This is a genomic window from Stieleria sedimenti (genome assembly GCF_025060895.1).
Lineage (GTDB): Bacteria > Planctomycetota > Planctomycetia > Pirellulales > Pirellulaceae > Stieleria > Stieleria sedimenti.
This window is the reverse complement of record NZ_JANZKV010000087.1, coordinates 15,101-39,853: the sequence shown is the minus strand read 5'-3', so window position 1 is coordinate 39,853 and position 24,753 is coordinate 15,101. Positions and strand designations below refer to the sequence as shown.

Annotated in this window: 19 protein-coding genes, 1 tRNA gene and 1 pseudogene; 12 read left to right on the top strand and 9 right to left on the bottom strand. The window is 58.8% G+C overall.

Annotated features, from left to right (window positions below; all coding sequences use genetic code 11):
* Window positions 1-223 precede the first annotated feature (223 nt).
* Both NZK35_RS12710 and NZK35_RS12705 read right to left on the bottom strand, forming a co-directional pair.
* Window positions 224-1,552 (bottom strand): DUF1552 domain-containing protein, encoded by a 1,329-nt coding sequence (locus tag NZK35_RS12710; protein WP_259632912.1) that lies wholly within the window; start codon window positions 1,550-1,552, stop codon window positions 224-226.
* Complete coding sequence (locus tag NZK35_RS12705; protein ID WP_259632911.1) at window positions 1,539-3,977, bottom strand: DUF1588 domain-containing protein; 2,439 nt, start codon at window positions 3,975-3,977, stop codon at window positions 1,539-1,541. Before NZK35_RS12705 ends, NZK35_RS12710 begins: the two co-directional genes overlap by 14 nt.
* A 587-nt stretch (window positions 3,978-4,564) precedes the next feature.
* Here NZK35_RS12705 and NZK35_RS12700 point away from each other — a divergent pair.
* The 3 genes from NZK35_RS12700 (at window position 4,565) to NZK35_RS12690 (ending at window position 10,012) form a co-directional block, all read left to right on the top strand.
* Complete coding sequence (locus NZK35_RS12700; RefSeq protein ID WP_259632910.1) at window positions 4,565-5,503, top strand: sugar phosphate isomerase/epimerase; 939 nt, start codon at window positions 4,565-4,567, stop codon at window positions 5,501-5,503.
* 466 nt (window positions 5,504-5,969) lie between these two features.
* Entirely contained in the window at window positions 5,970-7,451 is a 1,482-nt protein-coding gene (locus NZK35_RS12695; RefSeq protein WP_259632909.1) for a GumC domain-containing protein, read from the top strand.
* A gap of 332 nt (window positions 7,452-7,783) precedes the next feature.
* Window positions 7,784-10,012 carry a cation:dicarboxylate symporter family transporter gene (locus NZK35_RS12690; protein WP_259632908.1) on the top strand — a complete coding sequence of 743 codons (2,229 nt, stop codon included), beginning with the start codon at window positions 7,784-7,786 and terminating at the stop codon, window positions 10,010-10,012.
* A gap of 12 nt (window positions 10,013-10,024) precedes the next feature.
* On the opposite strand, the gene NZK35_RS12685 is transcribed toward NZK35_RS12690, so the two are convergent.
* From NZK35_RS12685 to NZK35_RS12675, 3 genes are read right to left on the bottom strand one after another with little or no spacing between them, the layout of a single operon-like run.
* Window positions 10,025-10,777, bottom strand: a complete 753-nt coding sequence (locus NZK35_RS12685; RefSeq protein ID WP_259632907.1) for a sulfite exporter TauE/SafE family protein — start codon at window positions 10,775-10,777, stop codon at window positions 10,025-10,027.
* Window positions 10,777-12,123, bottom strand: a complete 1,347-nt coding sequence (locus NZK35_RS12680; protein WP_259632906.1) for an MFS transporter — start codon at window positions 12,121-12,123, stop codon at window positions 10,777-10,779. The genes NZK35_RS12685 and NZK35_RS12680 overlap by 1 nt, the downstream gene beginning before the upstream one ends.
* A gap of 5 nt (window positions 12,124-12,128) precedes the next feature.
* Window positions 12,129-13,142: a TauD/TfdA family dioxygenase gene (locus tag NZK35_RS12675; protein WP_259632905.1), complete on the bottom strand. Its 1,014-nt coding sequence runs from the start codon at window positions 13,140-13,142 to the stop codon at window positions 12,129-12,131.
* Window positions 13,143-13,577: 435 nt separating this feature from the next.
* Between NZK35_RS12675 and NZK35_RS12670 the strand changes: the two genes are divergently transcribed.
* The 3 genes from NZK35_RS12670 (at window position 13,578) to NZK35_RS12660 (ending at window position 16,924) form a co-directional block, all read left to right on the top strand.
* Entirely contained in the window at window positions 13,578-14,897 is a 1,320-nt protein-coding gene (locus tag NZK35_RS12670; protein ID WP_259632904.1) for a Gfo/Idh/MocA family protein, read from the top strand.
* A gap of 81 nt (window positions 14,898-14,978) precedes the next feature.
* Window positions 14,979-16,013, top strand: a complete 1,035-nt coding sequence (locus NZK35_RS12665) for a Gfo/Idh/MocA family protein (RefSeq protein WP_259632903.1) — start codon at window positions 14,979-14,981, stop codon at window positions 16,011-16,013.
* The gene (locus NZK35_RS12660; protein ID WP_259632902.1) at window positions 16,010-16,924 is read left to right on the top strand and encodes a carbohydrate kinase family protein; all 915 of its coding nucleotides are present in this window, start codon (window positions 16,010-16,012) and stop codon (window positions 16,922-16,924) included. Before NZK35_RS12665 ends, NZK35_RS12660 begins: the two co-directional genes overlap by 4 nt.
* Here the strand turns inward: NZK35_RS12660 and NZK35_RS12655 are convergent.
* Complete coding sequence (locus tag NZK35_RS12655; RefSeq protein ID WP_259632901.1) at window positions 16,911-17,237, bottom strand: DUF6793 family protein; 327 nt, start codon at window positions 17,235-17,237, stop codon at window positions 16,911-16,913. The genes NZK35_RS12660 and NZK35_RS12655 overlap by 14 nt on opposite strands.
* A 602-nt stretch (window positions 17,238-17,839) precedes the next feature.
* Here NZK35_RS12655 and NZK35_RS12650 point away from each other — a divergent pair.
* The 3 genes from NZK35_RS12650 (at window position 17,840) to NZK35_RS12640 (ending at window position 19,347) form a co-directional block, all read left to right on the top strand.
* Window positions 17,840-17,913, top strand: a tRNA-Asp gene (locus NZK35_RS12650).
* Between the two features lie 273 nt (window positions 17,914-18,186).
* The gene (locus NZK35_RS12645; protein WP_259632900.1) at window positions 18,187-18,423 is read left to right on the top strand and encodes an SGNH/GDSL hydrolase family protein; all 237 of its coding nucleotides are present in this window, start codon (window positions 18,187-18,189) and stop codon (window positions 18,421-18,423) included.
* A gap of 336 nt (window positions 18,424-18,759) precedes the next feature.
* Window positions 18,760-19,347 (top strand): hypothetical protein, encoded by a 588-nt coding sequence (locus tag NZK35_RS12640; RefSeq protein WP_259632899.1) that lies wholly within the window; start codon window positions 18,760-18,762, stop codon window positions 19,345-19,347.
* Between the two features lie 160 nt (window positions 19,348-19,507).
* Here the strand turns inward: NZK35_RS12640 and NZK35_RS12635 are convergent.
* Window positions 19,508-19,633: pseudogene (locus tag NZK35_RS12635) on the bottom strand (DUF1348 domain-containing protein); the annotation flags it as partial.
* Window positions 19,634-19,678: 45 nt separating this feature from the next.
* Entirely contained in the window at window positions 19,679-20,263 is a 585-nt protein-coding gene (locus tag NZK35_RS12630; protein ID WP_259632898.1) for a carboxymuconolactone decarboxylase family protein, read from the bottom strand.
* Between the two features lie 221 nt (window positions 20,264-20,484).
* On the opposite strand from NZK35_RS12630, the gene NZK35_RS12625 reads away from it, so the two are divergent.
* The 3 genes from NZK35_RS12625 (at window position 20,485) to NZK35_RS12615 (ending at window position 22,932) form a co-directional block, all read left to right on the top strand.
* Complete coding sequence (locus NZK35_RS12625) at window positions 20,485-22,119, top strand: sigma-54-dependent Fis family transcriptional regulator (protein ID WP_259632897.1); 1,635 nt, start codon at window positions 20,485-20,487, stop codon at window positions 22,117-22,119.
* 72 nt (window positions 22,120-22,191) lie between these two features.
* The gene (locus NZK35_RS12620) at window positions 22,192-22,599 is read left to right on the top strand and encodes a hypothetical protein (RefSeq protein WP_259632896.1); all 408 of its coding nucleotides are present in this window, start codon (window positions 22,192-22,194) and stop codon (window positions 22,597-22,599) included.
* A 144-nt stretch (window positions 22,600-22,743) separates the two neighbouring features.
* Window positions 22,744-22,932 (top strand): hypothetical protein, encoded by a 189-nt coding sequence (locus NZK35_RS12615; RefSeq protein ID WP_259632895.1) that lies wholly within the window; start codon window positions 22,744-22,746, stop codon window positions 22,930-22,932.
* A gap of 197 nt (window positions 22,933-23,129) precedes the next feature.
* Here NZK35_RS12615 and NZK35_RS12610 read toward each other — a convergent pair whose 3' ends face one another.
* Window positions 23,130-24,386, bottom strand: coding sequence for a DUF1559 domain-containing protein (locus NZK35_RS12610; RefSeq protein WP_259632894.1), 1,257 nt, complete (start codon window positions 24,384-24,386; stop codon window positions 23,130-23,132).
* Window positions 24,387-24,753: the final 367 nt, after the last annotated feature.

The window sequence follows — 24,753 nt, the reverse complement described above, 5'->3', positions numbered from 1 at the left end:
CCACTCCCGGCCCGATCGTCACAAATCGCCGTTTTCACGGGGAAAAATGTCGGTCAGCCGCCACTTTTAGTGGCCCAAAACGGATTTCCAACCGCTCGCCCCCGCCCCCGCACCCGCAGCCCCTCGGGCGACACGCGGAAAACAAAGGCCGGAAGCTTGAAAGAACGTCCGCCGTCCGGCGACAGCAGCTACGAATCTTGAGTCAGTCACAGCCCGTTTGGCCCTAAGCCATCAAACCGGTCAGTGCTCCTTCGCCACAGAAATCGGGATTGCCGAACGTTTTTTCGGGCATGCCCATCCCTTCCAAGAAGCTAAGTAGCAGTCGGTTGTGCGCGACTTTGCCGAAGTCGTAGGCTTGGCCGAATTGAAAATCCAATCCGCCGCCGACCATCACGAAGGGAATGTCATTGCGGGTGTGCGAGTTTCCTTTGCCTAGTTCGTTGGTCCAGACAATCGTGGTGTTGTCCAGCAACGATCCATGGCCCGACGGGTCCGGCGTTTCTTTCATTCGCTTGGCCATGTAAGCCACCTGTTCGGCATACCAGGTGTTGATGCGAATCAGCTTCTCGTAGGCTTCTTCGTTGCTGTCGGGTTCATGCGAAAGCCCGTGGTGACCCTCGTTGATGTCCAACCATTTCATCCGCGGCTGGCCGACGCTGTTGGTGATCTGGAAACTCGCCACGCGGGCAAAATCCGCAACGAAACTGTTGACCAACAATTCCGTCTGCATCTGCGTGATTTGGGGCATGTTGTCGTTCTGCTCTTCGATATTCGGAGGCAGTTTGGGGACGGCATGCCCGGCACCATCGTTCTTGGTCGCTGCGGCGAACTCTGTCTTCAGATCCTTTTCGACGCTGCGGACCAGATCCAAGTGCATGTCCAACAATTGACGATCTTCGCTGCTGAGCGATTGGCTGACGCGTTTGAAGTCGCCGGCCAAATCGTCCAACACGCTGGCCAGCATTTGGCGGTTCTTCGTTTGCCCGTACAGCTTGTCGAACATCTGGTAGGGGTCGCTGATCGGAGCGACGGGTTGGTTCGCCCCGGCGTAGGACATCCGCGTCCAAGTGTCGGCGCGGTCGGGGACCATCACACCGAACTCCAACGAACCGAAACGTGTTCGCGTCGCGGGGTCGGCTTGCAATCGATTCTTGATGTGTTGATCGACGGAGATGCCCATCGACCATCCCGCCGGCGTATCACTACCGCCCTGGATGTCTCCGGGGAACAGCTCGATGCCTGTCAACAGACATCCGATCCCACGCATGTGGCCGTCACCGTCACCTTGGATCCGATTGCAAATGCCTTTGACGGTTAGCATCTGATCCTTGAATTCGGCCAGCGGCGCCAGAATGCGTTTCAGATCGTAATCCTTACCGGTGCTGTCAGGCCAAAAGTGTTTCGGGATCACGCCGTTGGGGCTGAACACGAACACCAGACGCCGTCTTCGCGCCGACGCCTCGGCTCCCATTGCAAGGCTCGGCAGCCCCATCAGCAGGCTTGCCGCGGCTGAACTGACACCCAACTGCGCTAGAAACTCACGTCGATTCATTCAAGTTCTCCTTGTTGAACTCTTCTGTCGCAACCACGACCGCGATTTCGACAATCAGGTGGCGGATGTGAAAATCGCTCTCACGAAATCGTCTGACTAAGTCATTGGCAACGGCTTCACCATAAGCGGCGAGCGGTTGTTTTGCAAAATGTTCGAAAGCCCGTTCGACGAACGCTCGGTGGGCGTCATCATTCTCGGCAAGAAACCGCGCCAAATCCCCCGGCGAAGCGAACGCGACCTGTTGGCCGTCTCGCGTCACGTAGCCGCCGGAAGCATCGATCGGCTTGCCTTTTTCAGTCGCCCGAAAGCGTCCCACCGCGTCATAGTTTTCGAGCGGAAAACCGAGTGCATTGATCTTCTGGTGACAGACCTGGCACTTCGCTTCGCCGGTCTGAAGCTCGACCCGCTGTCGCGTCGTCAGTTGAGGGTGCAGCTCGGGATTAATCGGCGTAAACGCCTCGTTGGGCGGCCGGAGCGTTCGTCCCAGCACACGCCGTATCAGAAACACACCGCGGTGAATCGGCGACGTCGTGTCGTAATAGCTCAAGTGGCCCATGACCAACGGATGCGTCAACACACCGAATGTCTTGCCCGCGGCAGGTTTGCTACCCACGAGCCGGTGGCCGGTGCTTTCCGACGCCGGCATCCAGCCCTCACCATAAAATTCACCGAGCCGCTCGTTGGTCCAATTCCAATCCCGCAGAAACAGCTGTCGATAGTCGCTTGACTCGGACCACAACACGTCGCTGATTGCCGCTTCCAGCGACCGTCGCAAGTCGAGCAACAGAGGGGTGTCGAAACCGGCATACTTTTCGGGGTCCTTGGAGACTTCCGCCGCCGGATCAACATCCAGCCAATCAAAGAACATCTCCATCGCTTTCCCGTGCAGTCGCGGATCCTCCACCATGCGCAGCGCCGCCTGACGGATCCGCTGTTCGGCGTTTTTTTGATCTGACTTGGAATCGATGGCAAAGCTGTCCTTGCCGGTCTGGTCTTGAAGCCAAGCGTCCGAGGGCAGCGAATCAAACAGCGTCAGCGCCAGTCGCGTCGCAACACGCCGGCTGATCGGCGCCTGGTGGTCCAATGTGGGATACAGAAACCGCGGCGATTTGATGATCATCAAACAGGCCCGCGCGATCGCCATCTGGTCGTCTTCGACCGCGTCCACTTGATCGTCGACGTAAAGCTGTTTGGTTTGATCATCGATGGGGCCACGAAACGCGACCGACGCCAACTCCGTTAGGAATCCACGCAGCCGACCGCGGTTTTCATCTGAATCCTTGCGGTGCTTTCGCTTGTACTGTGGCCACAGCTCTTTGACCGCGGCGTCGCCAAACTCTAACGCCGCTGACGTGATCGCATCTTCCCACTGACGATCCACGCGCGTTCCGCGATCGTAGCCGTAACTGCGATCATCGGGCGGCAATTTGGTTTGCAGAGCGAACCCGCTCGGCAACGTCGACGGCAACAGGTACTCGTTCGGAATGACCGTTTCCGTTCCGCCCGGCGGCACCCATCGCAAGGAGAACGTCGCCGGTGGTTGTTCGGTCTTTCGTTTCCGCTGCGTGAAGTCGATTTGAATCGCGTACTGACGACCACCGATCAAGTTCAACGTTCGACGGAATTCGGTTCGCCCTTCGGACTGGACATGGTTGTCGATCAACACATGTTCGTGATGCCCGAAACGAACCTTCATCGAACACGTTGAGTGCACCACGATTTCGTAGCGTCCGGTATGCTCGACTTGCAGTGAACCGGACCAATGGATGTAGAACTCTTCCGGCGTCACACCTTCCACCGGCGGGTCGTGGCCGAAGTCGAAATCGAGCACCGGATCAACACGCTCCACTTTCAGGTGCTTCTTGTCCCAACGCCCGCTATCGAAATAAGACGCACTCAGCCCACGCTCCTGGACTCGGAACGGTGTGCCAAAGAAATGCTGGTAAAGGTCCGCCAAACTTTGCTGCAGTTGGGTCCCCGTGAGCCGTGAAAACTGCTGTCGGGCGGGACGGTTTCTCAGTTGTGCCGCTTCGCTGTAAAACGATTCGTAGATGAACTCCGCGACGGCTTTTGCGTCATCGCCGATACATTGCCCGGGGTCTTCTTCCGGCATGGTGTCTGAAATGATCTCCGCCAACTCGCCGATCGAAGCGTCACCGACCAGCGGATCGGCGTAACCGTCCGTCTCTCCACGCCCGCCTTCTCCGTGACAGGAGAGGCATTGCTGGGCGTAGATTTGATTGCCCCGAGCCAACGTCGCTTGGGTGAGAGCGTCGCCCGGTGATTCGGCCGCCGACGGGCGGTGCCAACCGGCTCCCACGGCCAGCAAGACAACACCGATCGCTCCGAGCAACCGGAGTCGCCCTGTCGGGGCAAGCGGCGCGGCGGGAAGCCGTGCGGCGTCAAACGCTGGAGAGCTGTTCATAAAGTGACGCGGAACTGTGGTGGGGATCCGATTCCAAATCCATCTCGCGGGGCGGAATCAAACCGCAACTGATTTTTCGCGACAGTGTAGATTCGGGCAAACCTACCCGCCGCAATCGCGGCCTGCCCACGTCGTGGCCGGACAGGGCAGGTCGAACCGCGACAGGTTCTGAAATCGGATGTGGGGCGTAGTATGGTGGGTGAGTTCACTACGCATTTGGGGTGGGGATCGAGCCTCAACGACCCGACATCGTGTCATTAAAGCAGATTGTCGCCCGAGTTTGAATGGTTTTCGGTCGAATTCGGCCCCAATTTCCGTCCTTTGCCATCGGCCGGCCAAGAACGCCGTCAGTGTTCTGTTTCCGAACGTTCGCTGAAATTCTCGTCAATTAGCTGGTCAAACGCCCCTTGGCTGATTTGGGGTGATTCTGCGATACTACGCCGCCAAAGTCGCAAACCAATCACTTCCACACCCTTTTTTACCGGCAGCCAGACCCCCTACGGTGACCACCCTTTCGGCGTCCTTTATGCCGACGCGTCGCTGGCCCCGGGGAAAGACGTCTTGGCAAACCACTGACAGGATCACGAATGCTCAAGAATTTCTCGCCCAAGTCTCTTGGAATTAACGGACGCCAAAGCGAACTGATCGAACTCGCACTGACCTACGGCTTTGCGTCGATGGACATCGACATGTACGAGATCCTGCGTCGGTCGCAACGGACCACGGCCGATGACGCGGCAAAGTTTCTCAAAGCCGCGATGGGCGAAGGGATGGGTCGTCTGGAGCAAATCGGGGGCTTCCAATTGGAAATCAATTTGGACGCCGACGATGACGCCTTCACCAGCCAAGTCGGGGCACTGCACCCGCTGACCGAACTGGCGGCTGACCTGGAAGCCAAACGGGCCTACATTGACCTGCCCGCTGCCACCGACCGCTTGCCCTACCACGAATACTTCACCACCCAGCAAAACCGCCTGTCGCAGGTCGCCGACGTGCTGTCGGCCAAAGGGATTCAGCTGGGCGTCGGGTTCAACTCCAGCAAAGTCCTTCGTGAATCGAAAGAGTTTGATTTCGTCCGCAACGTCGAAGGCCTGATCGCCATCGTCAAAGCCGTTTCCAACCCGAACGTCGGCTACATCATCGACACTTGGGACTGGGCGGTCGGCGACGGCGGCATGGACCAACTGAGCGAAATCCCCGGATCCAGCATCGTTGCGGTTCGGCTGGGAACGTTGGCCGACGACGCCGACCCGTCCAAAGCCACCCGCTTGGATTGCGTGCTGCCGGCCGTCGAAGGCGGATTGAATCACGTCAATGTCGTCAAACACCTGATCGCAACCGGATTCGAAGGTCCGATCAGCCCCTCTGCGTCGCCGACCCGCTACAAGGGCCAAACGCGTGAAAACACCGTCAAGGAAGCTCAAGAAGCGATCGACGCAATCTGCACCGCAGCGGGCGTGGAAGTCAAACCGCTGCCAATGGACTTGATCGAGGACATCCCCTACGAGCCGACTCCGGTCGCCTAGGCCCGACGTCGCGGCGCGAAATCGCACCCCGTCTTTGGTCCGTTAGGGCGTTGATTCGCGGAAACCTTCTCGCTAACGACGTGAAGCATAGATTGCCTGCGCCACCCTCCCGTGGGGAGGTCGTACAGTTTGAAAGGTATTTGTCACTCTCCCTCGGGATGTCGATTCTTTTACTGCAGGATTTGGCAACCGATTTAGATTCTCTCCCTCTGGGAGAGACGGCGTTTGCGCAGCAAGCAAACGCCAGAGAGGGCCGGCGCTGCGAAAGTTCGTTCGCGCCCCTCGACACGCCATCGGACACGGCGGGACTCCCCCCAGTGAACCCTAATCGTCAATTCCCGCACAATCTTTACCGGCCGCATCCATCTGGCCGGACTGCGGTCACTGAAACAGACATCGCGATCGCGCCGAATTAAGGCGCTCGTAGGGTTGGGAGAGATTTCCACTTACCCTTCTGAAGCATGCCATGTCTGCTGCGCCGATCCCCTGGAAACACATTCGGAACGTCCTGGTGCTCTTCGCGCCTCTTTGGATCGGAGCCGTCCTGGTCTTTGGCCTGATCGGCGTTTCTTATTCCTTCCTCACTTCGGACGTCTACTCTGCCCGCCAACCACTGGTGGTGCGTGACGAAGCGACGCGTGCGGTCGACCGACTGGGCCGATTCGCCAGCCAAACGGAGCTAAAAGCGGCACAGGAGACCATTCTCGAAATGGCCCAAAACCGCGAAGTCGTTGCGGCGGCATTGCGCGAGATCGGTCCGCCCGATGGGCGTCTGGACGAGGACTGGCCGTCGCCGTCCAACGTCAATGGAGCGATCCGATCATCCGTCAATCTCTTGGCCCCGCAAGGCGCCGACTTCGGCAACACCGAAGTCGTCTATCTGGAAGTCAAAGCGGAAGACCCCGATCGTGCCATTCTGTTTTGTCACGCCATGTTCGACTCCCTGACGAAACATTTGCGCGATGTTCGGCGTGTTCGAGCCGATAGCGTGATCGTCGAACTGACCCATGCCCGCGATCTGGCCAAACAAAACCTCGACGAAGTATCCTCGCGGATGCAAGAAATCGAAGTTCAATTTGGTGCAGACCTCGGCGAGCTACGCAACCTGAACGACACCTACGGCGGCGACAGCAGCTACCGGCGATCGCTGGTGGCCACCAAAGAACAGTTGCAACTGGCCGAATTGGAACTTGAAAAGCTTCAGTCACTTCATGCGTTGCTGGTTGCCGGTTCGAAAGATCCGACCAAGCTGTTGATCAGCGGAGGCGATCTGCTGAACAGCCAACCGTCGTTGCAACGATTGAAAGATGGCTTGATCGACGCCCAGCTCCGGGCCAGTCAGCTTTCCGGCGTCTACACGTTGGAGAATCCGAAACGCAGAGCCGCGATCGCGACCGAGCGAGAAATTCGCGAACGCATCATCCAAGAAACCTTATCGGTGATCGCTTCCATGCAGCCGATGCTGGAATTGCAGGTCGCTCAAGTCAAAAAGCTCTCGGAAAAGGTCAGCAACCTCTCCGACAAACTGCAAATGCTGGCTGAAGCACGAACCACGTACGCCGAAATCGATTCCGAACTTCGACAGCGATCGGAGCAATTGGCCGAAGCAGAACAGAGGCTGGTCGATGCGCGGGCCAGTCGATCGGCAGCGCTGTCGACCAACCTGGTCGCCGAACTCGGGCCTCCCCAAGTCTCCGACAAACCGCTGGGACCGGGCACGACAACGATGACGTTTGGATCGATGATGGCCGGATTGATCTTCGGGCTCGGAGCCGTTTTCTTGATCGCCCCCGGACCGACTCAGTCACACGGACGTCGACGCTGGACCGATCATCTGGAAGGCCAGAACCGTCGCGCCGAAGATCGCGCCCGCTTGGCCGAACAAAACCGCCGCCGCAGCGACGACAACGCGGCCCAACGCCAAGCCCCAGCATCCGAAGCGAAATAGCCGTTCCGCCCTCCCAGCGGGACGCGTCAGCGAGCGGCAACCCAGCGGGAAACGCTGTGAAGCATTCTTTAGCGGTAGGGCGCGAGCCCTCCGGTGTTTCGGTAAAGATGGGAAACCCGAGGGCTCGCGCCCTGCCGCTAACAAGAAACACCCCGCACGGCGTCAACGTCGCGGGCATTTGACACGCGTCCTGCGCGACAATCCCGTCCGGGGGTGACCTTGGTTTCCATTCTTTCGGTATAACGATCGTCAGACGATTCATCCGAGAATCGCTTCGATCCATCGCGGTGCGTCGCCGGAGTGACGCCACCGTTCTGCCTTATTGAGATGTCATGCCGGAGCAGTCGAATCCGACCGATTCAACGCGACCATCGGTCCGGGGATGCTATGCGCGGTTCGTCCGCCACGTGGACCTGTCGACGCAAATCTTGATCGCACTGGCTTTGGGCATTTTCAGTGGCCTGTTCGCCGGCGAGCTGTGCGCACCGCTGGCGATTGTCGGCGATGCCTTTGTGGGACTGTTGCGGATGACCGTGCTGCCCTACATCTTGGTCACGCTGGTCGTCAGCCTGGGTCGACTCAGACTGCGTAGCAGCCGCCGGCTGGCCCTGATCGGCGGGACAGTCCTGTTGGGCCTTTGGGCGAGCTGCTTGGCAGTGGTCTGGGTGATGCCCACGTCGTTTCCCGAATGGAGCGTGGGATCGTTCTTCAGCACCGCCCTGATCGAAGCCCCCGAGCCGCTCAACGTGCTTGCCTACTTCATCCCCGCCAATATTTTTGAGTCGCTTTCGAACAACCAGGTACCGGCCGTCGTGCTGTTCGGCATCTGTTGCGGGTTGGCTTTGTCCAAATCTCGCAATCGCACGATCGTCTTAAACCAACTCGATGTCGCCGCCGACGTGTTGCTGCGAATCAGCAAGTTCATCACGCGGCTGGCCCCGGTCGGAATTTTTGCGATTGCGGCAAGCACCGCGGGGACCGTCTCAGTGGCCGAAGTCGGACGGCTGCAGGCATATTTGGTGGCCTACACCGCCGGTGCCGTCTTTTTGGGTTTCGTCGTTCTGCCGTTGCTGGTGACGACATTGACCCCGTTGACCTATCGACAAGTCCTGTTCGTCGTCAAAGAGCCGATGTTGACCGCCTTTGCCACCGGCAAGCTGATCATCGTGTTGCCGATGCTGATCGAAAACACCGAACGGCTTTTTGAAACACAGGTCAAGATCGATGGAAAAGACGAATCGCCGGCGATCGATCTGCTCTACGGAACCGCCTATCCGTTTCCCCATGTCGGGAAACTGTTGAGCATGCTGTTCATTCCGTTCGCGGCATGGTTCCTGGGCGCCCCGATCGAGCCATCCAACTACCCCGGCTTTCTGTTGTCGGGGTTGTTTTCATTCTTCGGTGGCCCGATCGTCGCCATCCCCTTCTTGCTGGACCAAATGCAGTTGCCGCATGACATGTTCCAGCTGTTCCTGGTCTCCGGCGTCTACGGCGAACGTCTTGGTGACGCCGTCGGAGCAATGCACCTGTGCGTGTTGACGTTGATCTCGATTTTTGGTTTCAACCGGTTGCTGCGTTTTCAGCTTTGGGGATTGGTCAAATACGCGTTGGTGGTCTGCGTTTTCGGGATCATCATTCTGGTCGGCGTGCGACTGGTGTTGTATCGCGTGATCTCGATGGCCGACAATAAATATGACGTCATCGAGCGGATGCAGCTACTTGAGCAGCCGGTCGAAAACATCGTCATCATACAGCCCCGTCCGAATCCGGAACCCCTTCGCGACGGAGAATCTTTGCTCCAACGGATCCGCCGCCGCGGGGTGATCCGCGTCGGTTACAACGAAGACAAGCTGCCCTTCGCCTACTTCAATCATCGCAGAACGCTGGTCGGCTATGACGTGGAAATGGCCCACTCCCTCGCCCGCGACCTGGGCGTCACCTTGGAACTGGTGCGATTCGATCGGGCCACCCTGGTCCAACAACTCGACGCCGATCACTTCGACATCGTCATGTCCGGACTGGTGGGAACCTTGGAACGCGCCCAGGCAATGGCGCACACGGAAAGTTACATGGATGTCAACTTGGCATTGGTCACCCGCGACTTTCGGTGCAACGACTTCCGAACGCTCAAACGCATCTCTGCCCTGGATGACTTGCGGATCGGATTCGTTGACCTCAGCCGCGGCTTCGTCAATCGAATCGAAACCGCGCTTCCCGATGCCACGCTCGTCGAGATCGCCGACAATCGAGATTTCTTCAACGGGAATCATCCCGACCTGGATGCCCTACTGATCAGCGCCGAGAGTGGAGCGGCGTTTACATTGATGTACCCCCGATTCGAAGTCATCATCCCGAACGAACTGAAAGCCAGCTTGCCCCTGTTTTATGCCGTGGGAAATCGCGACGCGCAGATGCGCGACTTCCTGGAGTATTGGGTCGGTTTGCGTCAGAAAGACGGCACCGCCCAAGACTACTACGACCATTGGGTGCTGGGCAAAACCAACGGCGAAAACGAGCCCCGCTGGTCCATCCTTCGCGATTACCTGGGTTGGATTCACTAGTGGATCCGCAGATCACTCGCCGGCCCCTCTGACGACGAAATAGACCGCCACCGCCACCAGCGCGATCGCGACAAAGACGTGGAACCGCTGCGTCGAAAGTCGACGGCTGAAAATTGCGCCGACTTGAATGCCGATGATCGCCATCGGGGCCAACGCCGCCGATTGCACCAGCGTTTCTTGATCGATAAACCCGCGCACCGCGAGCCCCGTGACTTTGTAGAGCGACACCGCAAACAAGAACTGATTCAAAAATGCTTTGAACCGGGCCTGTTCCCACGGCTGTGACAACGCGTACGCGGCGACGGGTGGCCCGGCGATCGTGACCGCACCGGCCAAAAAACCACCCAACGCGCCGGCAAACCATGACGATCCGCCGCTCGATTTCATTTCCATCTTTGCCCGACGCCGATTCCGAAAACTGATCCCCACCATCGCCAGAATCGCCATCCCCGTGCCCCGGATCAACCAGTCCGGCGAGACCCACTCGAACGCCAACAACCCCAGCGGCATGCAGATCGCCGCACCGACCAGCGCGCGCCACAGCGCGGACCAATCGGCCCCATCGCGATACGCCCACGCGGCCATCATCAATACCGGAACACTGGCCGTCGAAATGACCACGTGCGACTGCCGGACTTCGACCACCAGCGGCAACAGTGTCACCGCGACGATCCCGAATCCGAATCCGATCGCGCTGTGGACAAATCCCGCCGCCAATGCGATCACGCCGATGTACAAGAAAACGGTCAGGTCGCCAGAAAACATCAGTTCTCGACTAGGTCTCGCTGCTTGGTCTCCGGCAGTGTCAACATCACCACGATGCCGACCAGAAACAACGACGACAGCCACCAGACCGCGTGCTGAAGCGAGACATCTTCACGCCCTTTCAGCCAGCCGGAAAAGAACAGCACCGGGACCGCCAACAGACGTCCCCCGTTAAAGCAGAAGCTCGCTCCGGTCGCGCGAATGTGTGTCGGAAACAGCTCGGGGAAATAGATCGCATAGCCCGAGTGCATCCCCAAGGTCAGGAACCCGAACACGGGCAGGATGAACAGCATCTGCGTGTAGGTTTGCGGCAGAAAACACACAACGGGTACGATCAACAATCCCAGAATGTGATAGGCAATAAAGGTCGGCTTGCGGCCGAACCGGGCGCACAGCGGACCAAACGCCAGCAGCCCTGCACCTCCACCGGCCGCTTGCACGATGCCGTAGGCAAACTTGCTCTTCGCCCCCGCGACTTCGGGATCGGTGCCGAGCGACAACAACAACGCTCTGACGAGGTCCTGCCCCGCAACCGTCACCGACCAAAACGTTCCCAAACCGACCGCGGCCAATAACATCCCACGAAACGCCAAACCGTTCCATTTGGGATTCAACAGCAGATCACGAAAACTGCCCGACTTTTGCCCCACATCACTGTTCCGAATCGCCTGCCAACGCTCGGGCTCTTTCACGCTCGCCCGCACCCAGACGATCAGCAGCGCGGGCAGCACCCCCAGCAGGTAGGCATAGCGCCAGTGGCTGCCGACCAGAATCCCCGACAGCGCTGCCAGCCAGGTCCCCAAGATGCTGGAAGCATGAAAAATCCCCGCCGCCTGGGCGCGCGCTTTCTTAGGAAACACCTCCGCCACCAAACTTGCAGCGACCGCCCATTCACCGCCGATCCCGAGTGCGACGAGAAAACGCAACACTCCGATCACGTAAATGTCGTTGGCGAAATAGGTCAACCCTGAAAAGATGGAGTACATCAAGATCGTCGCGATCATGATCGGGCGTCTGCCCCATCGGTCGGCCAGCGATCCGAACAACAGCCCGCCGATCGTCCCACCGGCCAGGAAGATCGCCAAAAAATTATCGCCCCACGCTTTGGCCGCCGCTTCGTCACCGTCCAGCACTTCCAGCAACATGTCGCTGCGAGTGATGTTAAAGATTTGGCCTTCGTACACGTCGAAGACCCAGCCAGCGCAGGCGATGATCAGAATCAACCACTGGTAACGCGTCACCCCATCGTACCAGCGACCCGATGAACTCCCGCCGGGGTCCAACACAACCGGTTCGCCTGGACCGTCGACCGCCGGCTCCTCGGGATTCCGTTTTTCGTCATCCATTTCGGTTAACCCACTGCGTCAAAGGCATGCGTTCGCATTTCCGCCAACGATGCCAACACTTTGCGAGTCCCCTGGAAGGGCCGCCGCGCGTGCATCGCCACCGTGTTGTCCAGCAACACGATGTCTCCGGCCTGCCACTGATGGTCATAGGTGAGTTCTTCGGCAAGCTGAACGGCCACGTCGACAGCGTCCGGATCGAGTTTTGTGCCGTCGCCATGTCGGATCGCATCGGACGGGTCGTTGCGTTCGTCCTTCCAACCGCAATAGGCCGCGATCAACTGATTGAAGAATGTTTTTTGTCCCGGTGAAACCTCCATCACGGCGGGCAATTGCGGTGTCGTCGCTTTCAAGCAATCGTCGGCCAGCCATTCAAAGCGGTAACCCAACTCGCCGAGTCGAGCCTCCGCTTCCGCCTTGGTTTCCACCCCCAGCGTGCTATGCCAACTCCGTCCCATTCCAGATTTTGCGTCGTCAGCTCCGGGCATCACGTTGGTGTAACGCAATCCGGTCGATTCACACTTGGCCGCAAACTCCGGACACTGCTCGGCCAGTTTCGCAAACAGAATATCGCTTCGGCACAACGGCGTCGCACCGCCGGATTCCGGCGCGATCTCACAGTAAAACAGAATGTACTTGGGATACAGCGGCGTTTGAGCCATCTCGTGGTGAAAGAAAATCTTCACCTCCGGCGGGGCTTCGTTGGCAGAAAACACCCGCGGCGTCCGGTTGATGCGGACCGCGTTGGACAGCGACTTTGCATAGGGAAAATTCTCGATCTTGAGCGCCTGAATGAACGCGTCAAACTCGTCCACCGTCGGCGTCGGAAACCCGCGAAACGCCACCGCGCCGTGCTGACTGGAAAGCGTCAACAAGTCATCGCGACTTTCGGACACCCAATCGATGAATTGTTCCAGCGTCACCGCGCCTTCGTCACAGGTCATCGCCAATGGGAACAACGAGCCACTCTCGTTTCGCTGACCAGGAACCGCAGCGTCACGCATACCTTGAAGGGGAGTCATGAATACCGGTGCAATGAAGGAAGGATGGAGGGCGGGACAGCAATCAAACCGCACGAATCAACAGCTTACCCGATGACGACCGGCCGATGTTACACTGGTGCCGTGTAGCAACGCCCCAGTGGCGTAAGCTTCCAGCTTGCGACCCCCATGGAGCAACGCCCCAGTGGCGTAAGCTTCCAGCTTGCGTCCCCCGTGGAGCAACGCCCCAGCGGAGTAAGCTTCCAGCTTGCGACCGCCATGGAGCAACGCCCCAGTGGCGTAAGCTTCCAGCTTGCGTCCCCCGTGGAGCAACGCTCCAGCGGAGTAAGCTTCCAGCTTGCGACCCCCATGGAGCAACGCCCCAGCGGAGTAAGCTTACAGCTTGCGACCCGTGGCCTCGGAACGCAAGCCGGAGGCTGACTCCACCACCACTCCCTCCCCCCAGCACCATCCACCATGTCAACGACCAGACGAACTTTTCTGGCACGCTGTGCGTCCGGCATCGCGGCCACCACCGTTGCCTATCAAACGGGCACCGCGATCGCGTCGAAAAACGATCGGCCGGTGTTCGGACTGATCGGCGCCGGCTGGCAACCGGAAACCAAACGGCAAGGCCGCGGCATTGCGATCGGCACCCAAGCCGCTTCACTGGCCGACATTCCCGTGATCTGCGAACTCGATTCGGTGGCCGCCGACTTTGCCAACCAAAAAATCTGCGGCGGCAAAGCGGCGATGGTGGACGACTACCGCCGCGTCCTGGATACCCCATCGATCGACGCGGTGTTGATCGCCACCCCGGATCACTGGCACGCCAAAATTGCCATCGAAGCGATGCGGGCGGGCAAAGACGTGTACTGCGAAAAACCCGTCGCCGTGACGATCCAAGAAGGCCAGTGGTTACGTGCGGTCGCGCAAGAAACCGGCCGAGTGTTCCAGGTCGGGACGCAGCAACGGACCGAATACGACCAGCGATTTCTGAAAGCGATCGCGATGGTTCGTGACGGCCGCGTCGGCAATCTCCGACGCATCCATATCGGACTCGGCCCCGGATGGAAGGGTGGCCCGTTCGCCACCGCCACGCCACCCAAGACGCTCGATTGGGAACGCTGGCTCGGCCCCGCACCGCTGACCGATTACATCCCCCAACGGACCCATCGCACGTTTCGTTGGTGGTTCGAATACGCCGGCGGCCAGCTGTGCGACTGGGGAGCCCATCACGTCGACATCGCACAATGGGCGATCGGCCAAGAACACGGTGGACCGATCTCGGTCGGCGGAACCGCGACGATGAATCAGCCGCTGCGGGGCGGAAGGCCGACCCGAAGTGACATGTACAACACTCCCATCGAGTTTTCGGTGACGTGCAACTTTGCCGGCGGCATCGAAATGCTGATCGATTCAACGCGGAATGGAATCACCTTTGAAGGGGACCGCGGACGTTTCTTCGTCAATCGGGGAACGCTGGAAGGCATCCCGGTCAACGCGTTGAAAGATCAACCACTCGACGACGATGCGATGACGAAGTTGTATCGAGGTAGGCAACCGACCTCGCACATGCGAGACTTCGTCGATTGCTTGAAGACGCGTGACGTGCCGATTTCCGATATCGCGACACACCACCGCGTGTTGACGACCTGCCACCTCGCCAATTTGGCCTTGCGGTTGGGCCGCACCGTTCAGTGGGACGCCGAATCGGAACGTGTTGTAAGCGACGAAGAGGCAAACGGGTTGATGTCGCGAGAGTATCGCTCCGGTTACGAAATTGATTCCGTCTGACTTCCTCGACCTCCACCACAAACCTCCGGCCGCGTCGATCTCCTTCCTTCCAATGCCTTTCCTCACTTTTTCAAACACACAATGAATTTGGTTCGATATGGATTGATCGGTTTCGGCGCCTGGGGAAAACACCACGCCGATGCGATCAGCAAAGCACACAACGCCGAGCTGATCGGAATCGCAGCCCACAGTGTTGCGACGGCTTCCGATGCGTCTCAAGCGTATCCCGACGCCTTCGTCACGACGGACTATCACGCCCTGCTCGCACGCGACGACTTAGACGTGATTGACGTCGTCGTCCCCAGCTATCTGCACCACGAAGTCGCCACGGCGGTGCTCCAGTCGGGCAAGCATCTGTTGCTCGAAAAACCGATGGGCATCAACCTGGACCAATGCGACTCGATGATCGCATCGGCCGAAACGCACGATCGATTGCTGTGCGTCGGTCACGAGCTGCGACTGTCGTCGATGTGGGGCAAGGTCAAAGAGATGATCGAAGACGGGTTCATCGGCACGCCGCAGTATTGTCTGGTCGAACTCTCCAGAAACCCGTATCGTCAGGGTGCCGGCGGTTGGCGCTACGACATCAATCGAGTCGGGAACTGGATTTTGGAAGAACCGATCCACTTCTTCGATCTCGCACGCTGGTACCTGGAAACGGCCGGCATGCCCCAGTCGGTCTATGCGACGGCCAATTCCCGAGACCCGGAGCGTCCCGAGTTGCAAGACAACTTCAGTGCGATCATGCACTTTGCCGGCGACGCCTACGCCGTCGTCTCGCAAACGCTCAGCGCGTTCGAACACCACCAAACCGCCAAGGTCACCGGCAGCAAAGGCGCCTTGTGGGCGTCCTGGAGCGGGGCGATGGATCGGACTCGACACCCGACGTTCAAGTTGCGCGCCTTTGACGGCAACGAAGTCGTCGACGTGCCGATCGAAAAGCCGACCGGAGAGCTGTTCGAGTTGGAAGACCAGATCGTCCGTGTCGCCGAGGCGATTCAAACCGGGCACCCGCTGCATTGCACCGCCCAAGACGGGCGCTGGTCGGTGGCGATGTGTTTGGCCGCGTCGGCCTCGGTCGCCAGCGGTGCGAAAGAAATGATCGACCAAGGATGAGTCACCGAATGGACATCGTCGGTATCGGCGTCTCCGTTTGGGACAGCCTGATGCTGGTCGATTCGCTGCCGCAACCCGGCTCGGTGGTCCAGGCCGAGCGGCACCTCGAAGGCATCGGGGGTGGCATCACCGTCGCGATGGCGACCGCAGCACGACTGGGTTCGAAAACCGCGCTGATTGATTCCGTTGGCGATGACCCCGCGGGAATTCGAATTTTCCAGACGCTCAGCGCCGAGGGCGTTGACACGCAAGCGATCGCCCGGCACGCCGGGTTGACCAGTTCGGCCGCGTCGATCTGGTCCGATAGACGATCCGCCGAGCGAACGATCGTCTTTTCGCCCGGCTCAGCGTGTGAACGGTTGCGGTGGACGCCGCAAATCGAGCAGCTCATTTCGCAAGCCAAGATCTTGCATTTCAATGGACGGCATGGCGAGATTTGCCTGCGGGCGATTCGCGTCGCCAAAGAATGTGGAGTCAAGATCTCGTTCGACGGTGGGGCGTATCGCTATCGCCCGGAGATTCTGCCGATGCTCCGCGCCGCCGATTTCGCGATTCTTGCGCGGCAGTTTGCCGACTCGCATGTCCGGTCGCAAGCCGACTGCCTGCGCCGACTCCCTGCAATGGAGTTGGCTGAATCACTGATGGAGGAGTTCGATTGCGAGATCGTCGCAGTCACCGACGGACCGGCGGGAAGTGATTGGGTCGCGCGAGACGGAGCGAGTTTTCACCGGCCGGCGGTTTCACCAGAATTGGCGATCGACACAACGGGCTGCGGTGACACCTTTCACGGCGCGTTCCTGCACGGCTACGCAAGGGGGCAAGGAATACGCCGAGCAGCGGAACTTGCTGCGCGGGTGGCGTCAGAGAATGCCCGACGCCTTGGTGGCTTGGCGTTCGCTACCAACCCATGACCATGTTCGATTCGATCATTTTGCGAGCCTGATCGAGGTCGCTGCCGGTTTCCATCCGATACAAACGAATCGCATTGACCTTGTCACCGGCCGATCGATTCAGGCATTCGCGGGCGACCATGCACGGATCCAGCGTGGTGTTGGTCAATCCCAACGCGCCCTTGCTGATCACCCAGGTGTCGCGAGGACGTTTGGTCAGCCGGACAACCTCGTCGTGGGGATAGGCGTCATGGACCACCTCACGAGCGGCATCTTCGTTCTCTGCCCAGGTGATGATGATATGGGAATTGGTTTCTATTTCAAAAAGTGGCATTTCCAGTTCTCCGTGCGAAGAGGGCTCGCCGGGTGGTGGGCCGACCGGACCGGTCGACAGTCGGTCCCAACAAATGACTCAAGATCTCTCGTGATTCTACGTTGCCAAGCTGTTATCGGTTTACACCGCTACCCTTCAAGCACAAAAAGCCGAAAGCGACGGCGCATCCGGCGACAATTCCCCAGTGCGTGGTGGTCATTTGGCTCGAATACGTGGTCAATTCGTTGCCGACGTCTCGGATGAAGTCGCTGACGGAGGCCAGAACAGGCGGGTGAACGCTAAAAAACATGGCGACGATTTTGGGGCAAAGGAACGGGCAAACGAAAACGACACATGGATTTTCGCGACTCGGCACGCAATCCACCGTAAAAATGCTAGGTCTCCACATCGCGTCGACGGCCAAAATTTCGCCGCTGGGCAGGAATCCGAATGGTCCCGAACGTGGTTTTTTAGGCAAAATACGACCAGCCAAAACAATCCGACCCAGAAGGTTAAAGAAAGATCGGCAAATGAGCCGAAGCATGGTCTTGCGGCGGGATCGACCATCGATATAATCCCGCATCCACGAAGGATGGGACGCAAGATTTTGCGAGCCAAACTTCGGCGCGGTAGCTCAATTGGTTAGAGCCCCGGACTGTCGATCCGGAGGTTGCGGGTTCGAGTCCCGTCCGCGTCGCTTCGCAAATCGCCCGGTGTTTCACCGGGCGTTTTTTTTTGCAGCGAAAGGCTCGGTGGCTTCACGAGTGCGTCCCTTTGTCGGCGGACAATGCTCCCGAAATGACCAGCGAAACTCAATGCGTTCGCCGTCCGGCCGCTCTGCGGCAACGATTCGACCTTCCTTCCCCTGCAAACGCGCCCGCTCGAGGTGAACGGCAACGGGTTACGGAAATGCCGTTTGGGGCGAGATGATAACCGGCGCGGGATCGATTTAACTCTGCGGCACGGTCGGGTGACGTGGGCGTGGAGCCGTCGCTGGCAACAAGACTGTGTCGACGTTCAACCCAAGATTCTCAGCATCCTGATCGGAGTCAACGACATCTGGCACATGCTCAACGGCCGTTACGACGGAACGTCGGAAACGTATCGCGATGGGTTTGCCGCGTTGCTGGAGCGTACGCGAAACGCCCTTCCGACGACGACATTCGTGATCTGTGAGCCGTTCGTTTTGATGAGCGGTACGGTCTAGGAAAACCGTGACAAATGGTTCCCAGAGTTCGACGTCCGCCGCAAGTATGCCGAAGCCGTCGCCAACAACGCAGGAGCAGTCTGGGTACCCTTTCAAACCATGTTCGACGATGCGGTCGCCGAAGGAACTGAGCCCAAGATGCTGGCCGGCGACGGTGTCCATCCCACTCCACTCGGGCACCAATTGATGGCTCAAGCGTTTTTCTCCGCGAGTCTGATGACGAGCACGGACACTGCGGCGCGAGCTTTGCAGTTGACCCGGACGAGGAAACGAAAGTCATCAGCGCATCGCCACCAAGGAAAGAGTGGGCGAATTCGCACAACTGTGGGTGGAGCAATGTCACATTCCAATGCGGTCGGATTCGCGTTTTGCTTACTGGTCGTGTTGGCCAATCCATCGGTTTGCCAAGAAAACCAGACCGCGCCGACCGAGCCTTCATGGCACGACTTAAATGTCAAACACGCCAAAACGCAGTTGGCGCTGGCGAAAGTTGAGCTGCTCTCTGCGATGGAGATCAACAGAGAGTCCCCAGGAACGATTGCGCAACTTGTGATTGAGCGGTTGCATTCCGACGTGGCGATCGCCGAGCAACGGTTTCAAGAGGCGGAGTTGGCGACCGTTGGTGGAAGCGAACGTATTCGGCTTCGTAATGCCGAAGAAAAAATCCGTTTGGCAAAACTCAAATTCGAGAATGGAAGAAAGCTACACGACAACGGAATGGTGAATGAACTTGAATTGGAACGTTTGAAACTGAAGTACGAGTTGGCACAGCTATCGCTTGTGTTGCTGAAGAATCCACAGTATTTCACCACGATGCTCCAATCCCTCGACGCCAAGGTCGATCGTTTGGGAGACGAAATTCTTTCACTCGATCAACGACTTTCAAGACTCGAACCCATTCGAGGTTTCATTCCGGCGAATTGACCCGGTGGGAACGATCGCTCGGACAACGCTGAATCAAAACAGGCTGCTTCCGAAAGATCGAAAGCAGCCTTCTGCTGGTCGCGGCAACGCGCATGACGGTGACTTGAATCGGCGTGAACGTCTTACCTAGCGGGCCAGCGACTCGGGAATCAAACCCCGCCTATCTGACGAACTCTCCCAAACCGGGATGATCCGCAGGGCGGGGACCGAGGGGCCGGTGGAACTTGCGATCCGATTGGTCGATCGCGCCGTCGTTGATGCTGGCTTCGCACCGTCGCATCAAACCTCCTCTAAACGAGATGTTAGCTACGGTGATCGGCTGCGGCGTTGATCAGGCCACGCCGCAGGTGTCGCTGTGGCAGCCACAGGAGGCCGGTGAGTCGATCGGCTCGGCAGGCGGGAAATCGTTGTCCGTTTCCGCGACGTGGTTGAAGTAGTTGGTCAACAGATTCAACGCCGTGTTGGCCACGACTTCGGCGATCTCGCTGTCGCCCAAACCGGCACGCCGGGCCGCGGCGACTTCGTCGTCAGAAACCCAACCGCGTTTTTCAACAAGCTGTGCCGCGAACTTCACGATCGCATCGGACTTTGCATCGGCGTCGGTCGCCGACCGGGCATCACGGATCTGCTCGGCCGACAGTCCGACCATCTTGCCGATCGCCGTGTGAGCGCTCAGACAATAGTCACATCGATTGGCTTGCCCGACGGCCAACGCGATGCGCTCGCGATCTTTGGCCGACAGTCCGCCTGCGGCGAGCGCGCCGCTGAATTTCAGGTACGCGTCCAAGACGGCCGGAGAGTTGGCCATCGTCGACATCATGTTCGGGATCATGCCCAATTTGGACTCGACGCCGTTGAGCAGTTCTCGGGCGGTGCCGGTTGCGGTTGCAGGGTTGATGGGGCTGATTCGGGTCATCACGACTGTCCTCATACAAAGGGGTTCTGAACTGCAAGCAGTGGAAGTCACTGCTCGTCGCGCCCCCCTATCGCACGCCCCGGGCCAAAACACCTGGGAATCCGTAACTGCAATACTAAAGGGCACTTACAGAAGCCCAGCGGGCAAACCGAAGACACCGAGATATCGTAGATTTACGACATTTCGCTTGCCGTTCACGAATTTTCGCATATGTTTTGCGGATGCTCGGCGAAAAGTCACCCCTGATTGATCAGCCCAAGACGCTGCTGCTGGAGATGGCCCAGCGGCTGCAGGTCAACGATGCGCTGAAGTTAATCGTCAATCACATTGCCGCGTCGCCGGCGGTGGCGTTGGTGAGAATTTGGCTCATACGGCCAGGAGCCGGCTGCGAATCGTGCCCGCTGCGGCGGGAGTGCCCCGACCAAACCAGGTGTCTGCATTTGGTGGCCAGCGGCGGTGCGTCGGCGGTGGACCCAAACCGCGACCTGTCGCGCACCGATGGCCAGTTTCGACGGTTCCCGATCGGGGTCCGCAAAGTGGGGCGGATCGCGGCGACGGGCGAACCATTGGAAGTCGGCAATCTGGCCGGCAAGCCGGATTGGCTGGTTCACCCGGACTGGGCCAAAGCGGAAGGCATTCGCGGTTTCGGTGGCCAACCGTTGGTTTACCGCGGTGAAGTGCTCGGGGTACTGGCCGTGTTTAGTCGCACCACGATCAACGACGAAGACCTGGACTGGCTGCGTACGATCGCCAACCACGCGGCGGCTTCGCTCGCCAATGCGTCGGCATGGGAGGAGATCGAATCCTTGCGCCGCCGCTTGGAAATGGAGAACGACTATCTGCAAGAGGAAGTGCGGACGAGAAACGCGTTTGGTGACATGGTGGGCAAAAGTGCGGCGCTGCAAAAAGTCGCCGAGCAGATCGAGCTCGTCGCGCCGACCGATTCAACGGTTTTGGTCACCGGCCAAAGCGGCACCGGCAAGGAGCTGGTCGCCCGTGAAATTCATCGGCGTTCGACACGCAGCGATCGACCGCTGATCAAGGTCAACTGCGCTGCGATCCCGCGCGAGCTGTACGACAGCGAGTTCTTCGGTCACACCAAAGGCAGCTTTACCGGCGCGGTGCGTGATCGCATCGGACGTTTCGAATTGGCCGATGGGGGCACGTTGTTCCTGGACGAAATCGGTGAGATTCCACTTGATCTGCAGAGCAAGTTACTGAGGGTGCTTCAAGAATCCGAGCTGGAGAGAGTCGGCGAAGAGCAGACACGCCGCGTCAACGTGCGGATCATCGCGGCCACCAATCGCGACTTGAAAGCGGAAAGCGATGCCGGCCGATTCCGCAGTGATCTCTACTATCGCCTCAGCGTCTTTCCGGTCGAGTTGCCACCGCTCAGCCAACGCAAGGAGGACATTCCGCTGCTCGCCGAACACCTTCTCACACAGCTCGCCCGCAAGCTCGGCCGTCCGACACCCCGGCTGACCAAGGCAAACGTGCATGATTTACAGCGTTACGACTGGCCCGGCAACGTTCGCGAATTCCAGCACGTCCTCGAACGCGCCATGATCACGTCCAAAGCCGGACGGTTACGATTCCAGCTTGACACCGGTCGATCCGCAAGCGACCGCCCATCCGTTGGCGCGACCGAGGTTACCGGTGCGACCGAGCCCGTCGAGGACGAACGCGTGATAACAGCCGCAGAACTGCGTGAATTGGAAACCAACAACATTCGCCGCGCCCTGTCACAATCCAAGGGCAAGGTATCTGGAGCCGGTGGCGCTGCGGAGTTGCTCGGCATGAAACCGACCACGCTCGCGTCTCGAATCAAGAGCCTGGGAATTGAGCTACGCCGCTGAGACCGTTTCGGTTGAACTGCCAGGCCCGTACCGAACGCGCTGAAGCCGCCCTTTGCTGGAGCAGAAAACACCTTGAACCTCACCGCACGCACCATCGCGATCTGGCTGGTCATGATCGTCGCCGAAATCGCTCATGGAATCACCAGAGCGCTGACGCTGGTGCCTCTGGTCGGGCAGTTTCGTTCGAACCAGATCGGTGTTTTCACCGGCTCGGCAATTCTGCTCGGACTCGCCACGTTGTCGATACGCTGGATCGGTCCGACACGCCGCAGGGACCTGCTTCAGGCGGGTGCGGTGTGGGTGGTGTTGACGCTGGCGTTTGAACTGCTGTTCGGCCGGTTTGTGGCCGGGCTCTCGTGGCAACAACTTTGCGCCGATTACAACATGCTGCAGGGTGGGCTGATGCCAATCGGGCTTGCCGTCTTGTTCGTCGCACCGTGGCTCGCAGCATGGTTTCGAGGCATTCGCATTACCACCTAATCGCTTGGAGTCTGCTTGACCCCAAGGCGAAACACCACGCTGTTTGTTCGAGCCGAAAGTAAAATGCCAGCTATGCTAAAATGACTGGACAGTTATAATTCTGGCTTGTCCCATGACACTAATCGTCTTTACTAGGATAGATGGATGAAGCCTTACGCAAAGTTGTTAACGCTGGGTCTGCTGGCCCTCTGCCTCGCCGGGTGCTCGTCGCCAACGCCCGATGCCGTCTCCGATGCCGATCAATCTGCGATTGACGAGTATTTGGCGACCGAAGCCGCCGAGCAATCGGCGCTGGCCGGCGAGATGAAGAACGCGGACAAAGCCGCTAAATAGCATCGAGGGATCTCAGCGAGTCGGCCGCTCGCAGCGGCGGCGTAACAATTTGCGGCATCGCGTTTTGCAATATCGCCTTTCGGGGCGCTGACCAACAACAAAAAACTCTCGGCCCGCTGCAGGGCCGAGAGTTTTTTCTATGATCGGATTCGGTGCCCGCCAACAACGACACTGCGGCGGGCGAACGATTCACCAGACTACTGATTCAGTTGTTCCTGAATCGTTTCGCGAGAGGCTCTCGTTCCGAGTGCCCCCCAAAGTCCATACGGGCTTTTCGAACCAGGGACGGAGACGCCGTTGACGGGAGACTGCCAGACCATTTCTTGGTGCAAGTCGCCTGATTCGATCGAGTCGGTGATGAAGATCACCGCACCATCGGCCAACAGAATATGCGCCCCACCCTGGTGTCGGCTGGACGGGGGAAACATGCCGGTTTGGCCGGAATTATTGCCACCGCCGATCGCTGCGTTGGGCGGGAAAATCGTGTGGACACCACTGAAGTTCGGTCGGAAGTCGGCCCATTTGAACCCGCGTCCATTATTGGCATTCTCCGTCGGCGTCCCGGGAGCCCAATATCCCGGACGGTCGGGATCGAGCTGGTTGTTGTCGACGCAATAGCTGGGATTCAAACGGATCTCGTTGGGAGGATTACCGTTGATGCTTTGGGTTCCCCGCACATCGCGGTCGCCGAGGTCGGTGAGGATTTCACCAAAGGCCACGGTGTTGGACAAGCCGTCCAAAATGTCGCGAAACTTGGAGTCTTTGTGGGGCACGAAGACACCGCGGTCGGCGGCCAGTGACCGGATCGCCCAAGTCTGGTTCGTCACGACCTCACCGCCGCGTGCGGCTTGGTGCTGTTTCGGGCCGCGAACCGACCATTCCATCGAATCGCCCAAGCAGGCGGCGTAGTTGGTTCGCCCTTGTGCGGGCAGACCGACGCCGGGATCGCTGGGGCAACGCAGCATCGGGATCTCGGTAACCCAGGGACGGTATTGAATGAACTGCACGGTCGGCCCCATCGCGGGCCAGGGGACGCTCAGTCGGTTGGTCGGATCAATCGCGTTGATGTAGCTGGGGTTTGAAATCTCGTCCCAGATCGCTTGCTGCTCCATGAACGGAGTCAAGCCGACCAGGGCACTCAACCGCCACGCGTTGGAATCGCCGTAGTTCGTCCACCAGTTGGTGGTGGCGGTGACGACACCGAAGGGGGCGCTCCCGCCGTCGGTGCTCCCTGTGCCTACCCCGTGGATCGGAAGTTGCTTATAAGCACTGTGATAGTTGTGGACTGCCAACCCCAATTGCTTGAAGTTATTACTGCAACTCATTCGACGGGCGGCTTCTCGAGCTGCCTGGACAGCGGGAAGCAATAAACCGACGAGGATACCGATAATGGCGATAACAACCAAAAGCTCAACAAGTGTAAAACCGTTGCTCGGACGAGCGGAACGCTTCATTGAAGGGTCTCGATGTAAAGGTGGAAAGAAAGGTAGTTCAGAGATACAAGTCTTAAAACTTACGTTGTGGCCACTAAGTTCCGGTGATTAAACACACAATTAGAAAACATCACATTGTGCGAATCCGGGTCGTTCGACACGCTTCTGTTGGGTGGGCGTGTGACAGCACCGAGGAGGCCGGCCGACGAAGTGCTTGCATAAAGGTAGGAGCTTACATGCTTGCTCGTTCGAATTGATTGTCAAGGGACGAGAAAGCGAATGGTTGTCCCGACTGTCCTTAAAACGAATCGTCATCCCTAGCGGTGTTTCTAAAGCGCGTCGCGACAACCATTAACCCAAGATCGATTTATTGTTTCCGCCCTTCCTA

Coding starts and splice junctions, on each gene's coding strand:
- NZK35_RS12710 (WP_259632912.1), bottom strand. CDS start 1,552: ATGAATCGACGTGAGTTTCTAGCGCAGTTGGGTGTCAGTTCAGCCGCG.
- NZK35_RS12705 (WP_259632911.1), bottom strand. CDS start 3,977: ATGAACAGCTCTCCAGCGTTTGACGCCGCACGGCTTCCCGCCGCGCCG.
- NZK35_RS12700 (WP_259632910.1), top strand. CDS start 4,565: ATGCTCAAGAATTTCTCGCCCAAGTCTCTTGGAATTAACGGACGCCAA.
- NZK35_RS12695 (WP_259632909.1), top strand. CDS start 5,970: ATGTCTGCTGCGCCGATCCCCTGGAAACACATTCGGAACGTCCTGGTG.
- NZK35_RS12690 (WP_259632908.1), top strand. CDS start 7,784: ATGCCGGAGCAGTCGAATCCGACCGATTCAACGCGACCATCGGTCCGG.
- NZK35_RS12685 (WP_259632907.1), bottom strand. CDS start 10,777: ATGTTTTCTGGCGACCTGACCGTTTTCTTGTACATCGGCGTGATCGCA.
- NZK35_RS12680 (WP_259632906.1), bottom strand. CDS start 12,123: ATGGATGACGAAAAACGGAATCCCGAGGAGCCGGCGGTCGACGGTCCA.
- NZK35_RS12675 (WP_259632905.1), bottom strand. CDS start 13,142: ATGACTCCCCTTCAAGGTATGCGTGACGCTGCGGTTCCTGGTCAGCGA.
- NZK35_RS12670 (WP_259632904.1), top strand. CDS start 13,578: ATGTCAACGACCAGACGAACTTTTCTGGCACGCTGTGCGTCCGGCATC.
- NZK35_RS12665 (WP_259632903.1), top strand. CDS start 14,979: ATGAATTTGGTTCGATATGGATTGATCGGTTTCGGCGCCTGGGGAAAA.
- NZK35_RS12660 (WP_259632902.1), top strand. CDS start 16,010: ATGAGTCACCGAATGGACATCGTCGGTATCGGCGTCTCCGTTTGGGAC.
- NZK35_RS12655 (WP_259632901.1), bottom strand. CDS start 17,237: ATGCCACTTTTTGAAATAGAAACCAATTCCCATATCATCATCACCTGG.
- NZK35_RS12640 (WP_259632899.1), top strand. CDS start 18,760: ATGTCACATTCCAATGCGGTCGGATTCGCGTTTTGCTTACTGGTCGTG.
- NZK35_RS12630 (WP_259632898.1), bottom strand. CDS start 20,263: ATGACCCGAATCAGCCCCATCAACCCTGCAACCGCAACCGGCACCGCC.
- NZK35_RS12625 (WP_259632897.1), top strand. CDS start 20,485: ATGCTCGGCGAAAAGTCACCCCTGATTGATCAGCCCAAGACGCTGCTG.
- NZK35_RS12615 (WP_259632895.1), top strand. CDS start 22,744: ATGAAGCCTTACGCAAAGTTGTTAACGCTGGGTCTGCTGGCCCTCTGC.
- NZK35_RS12610 (WP_259632894.1), bottom strand. CDS start 24,386: ATGAAGCGTTCCGCTCGTCCGAGCAACGGTTTTACACTTGTTGAGCTT.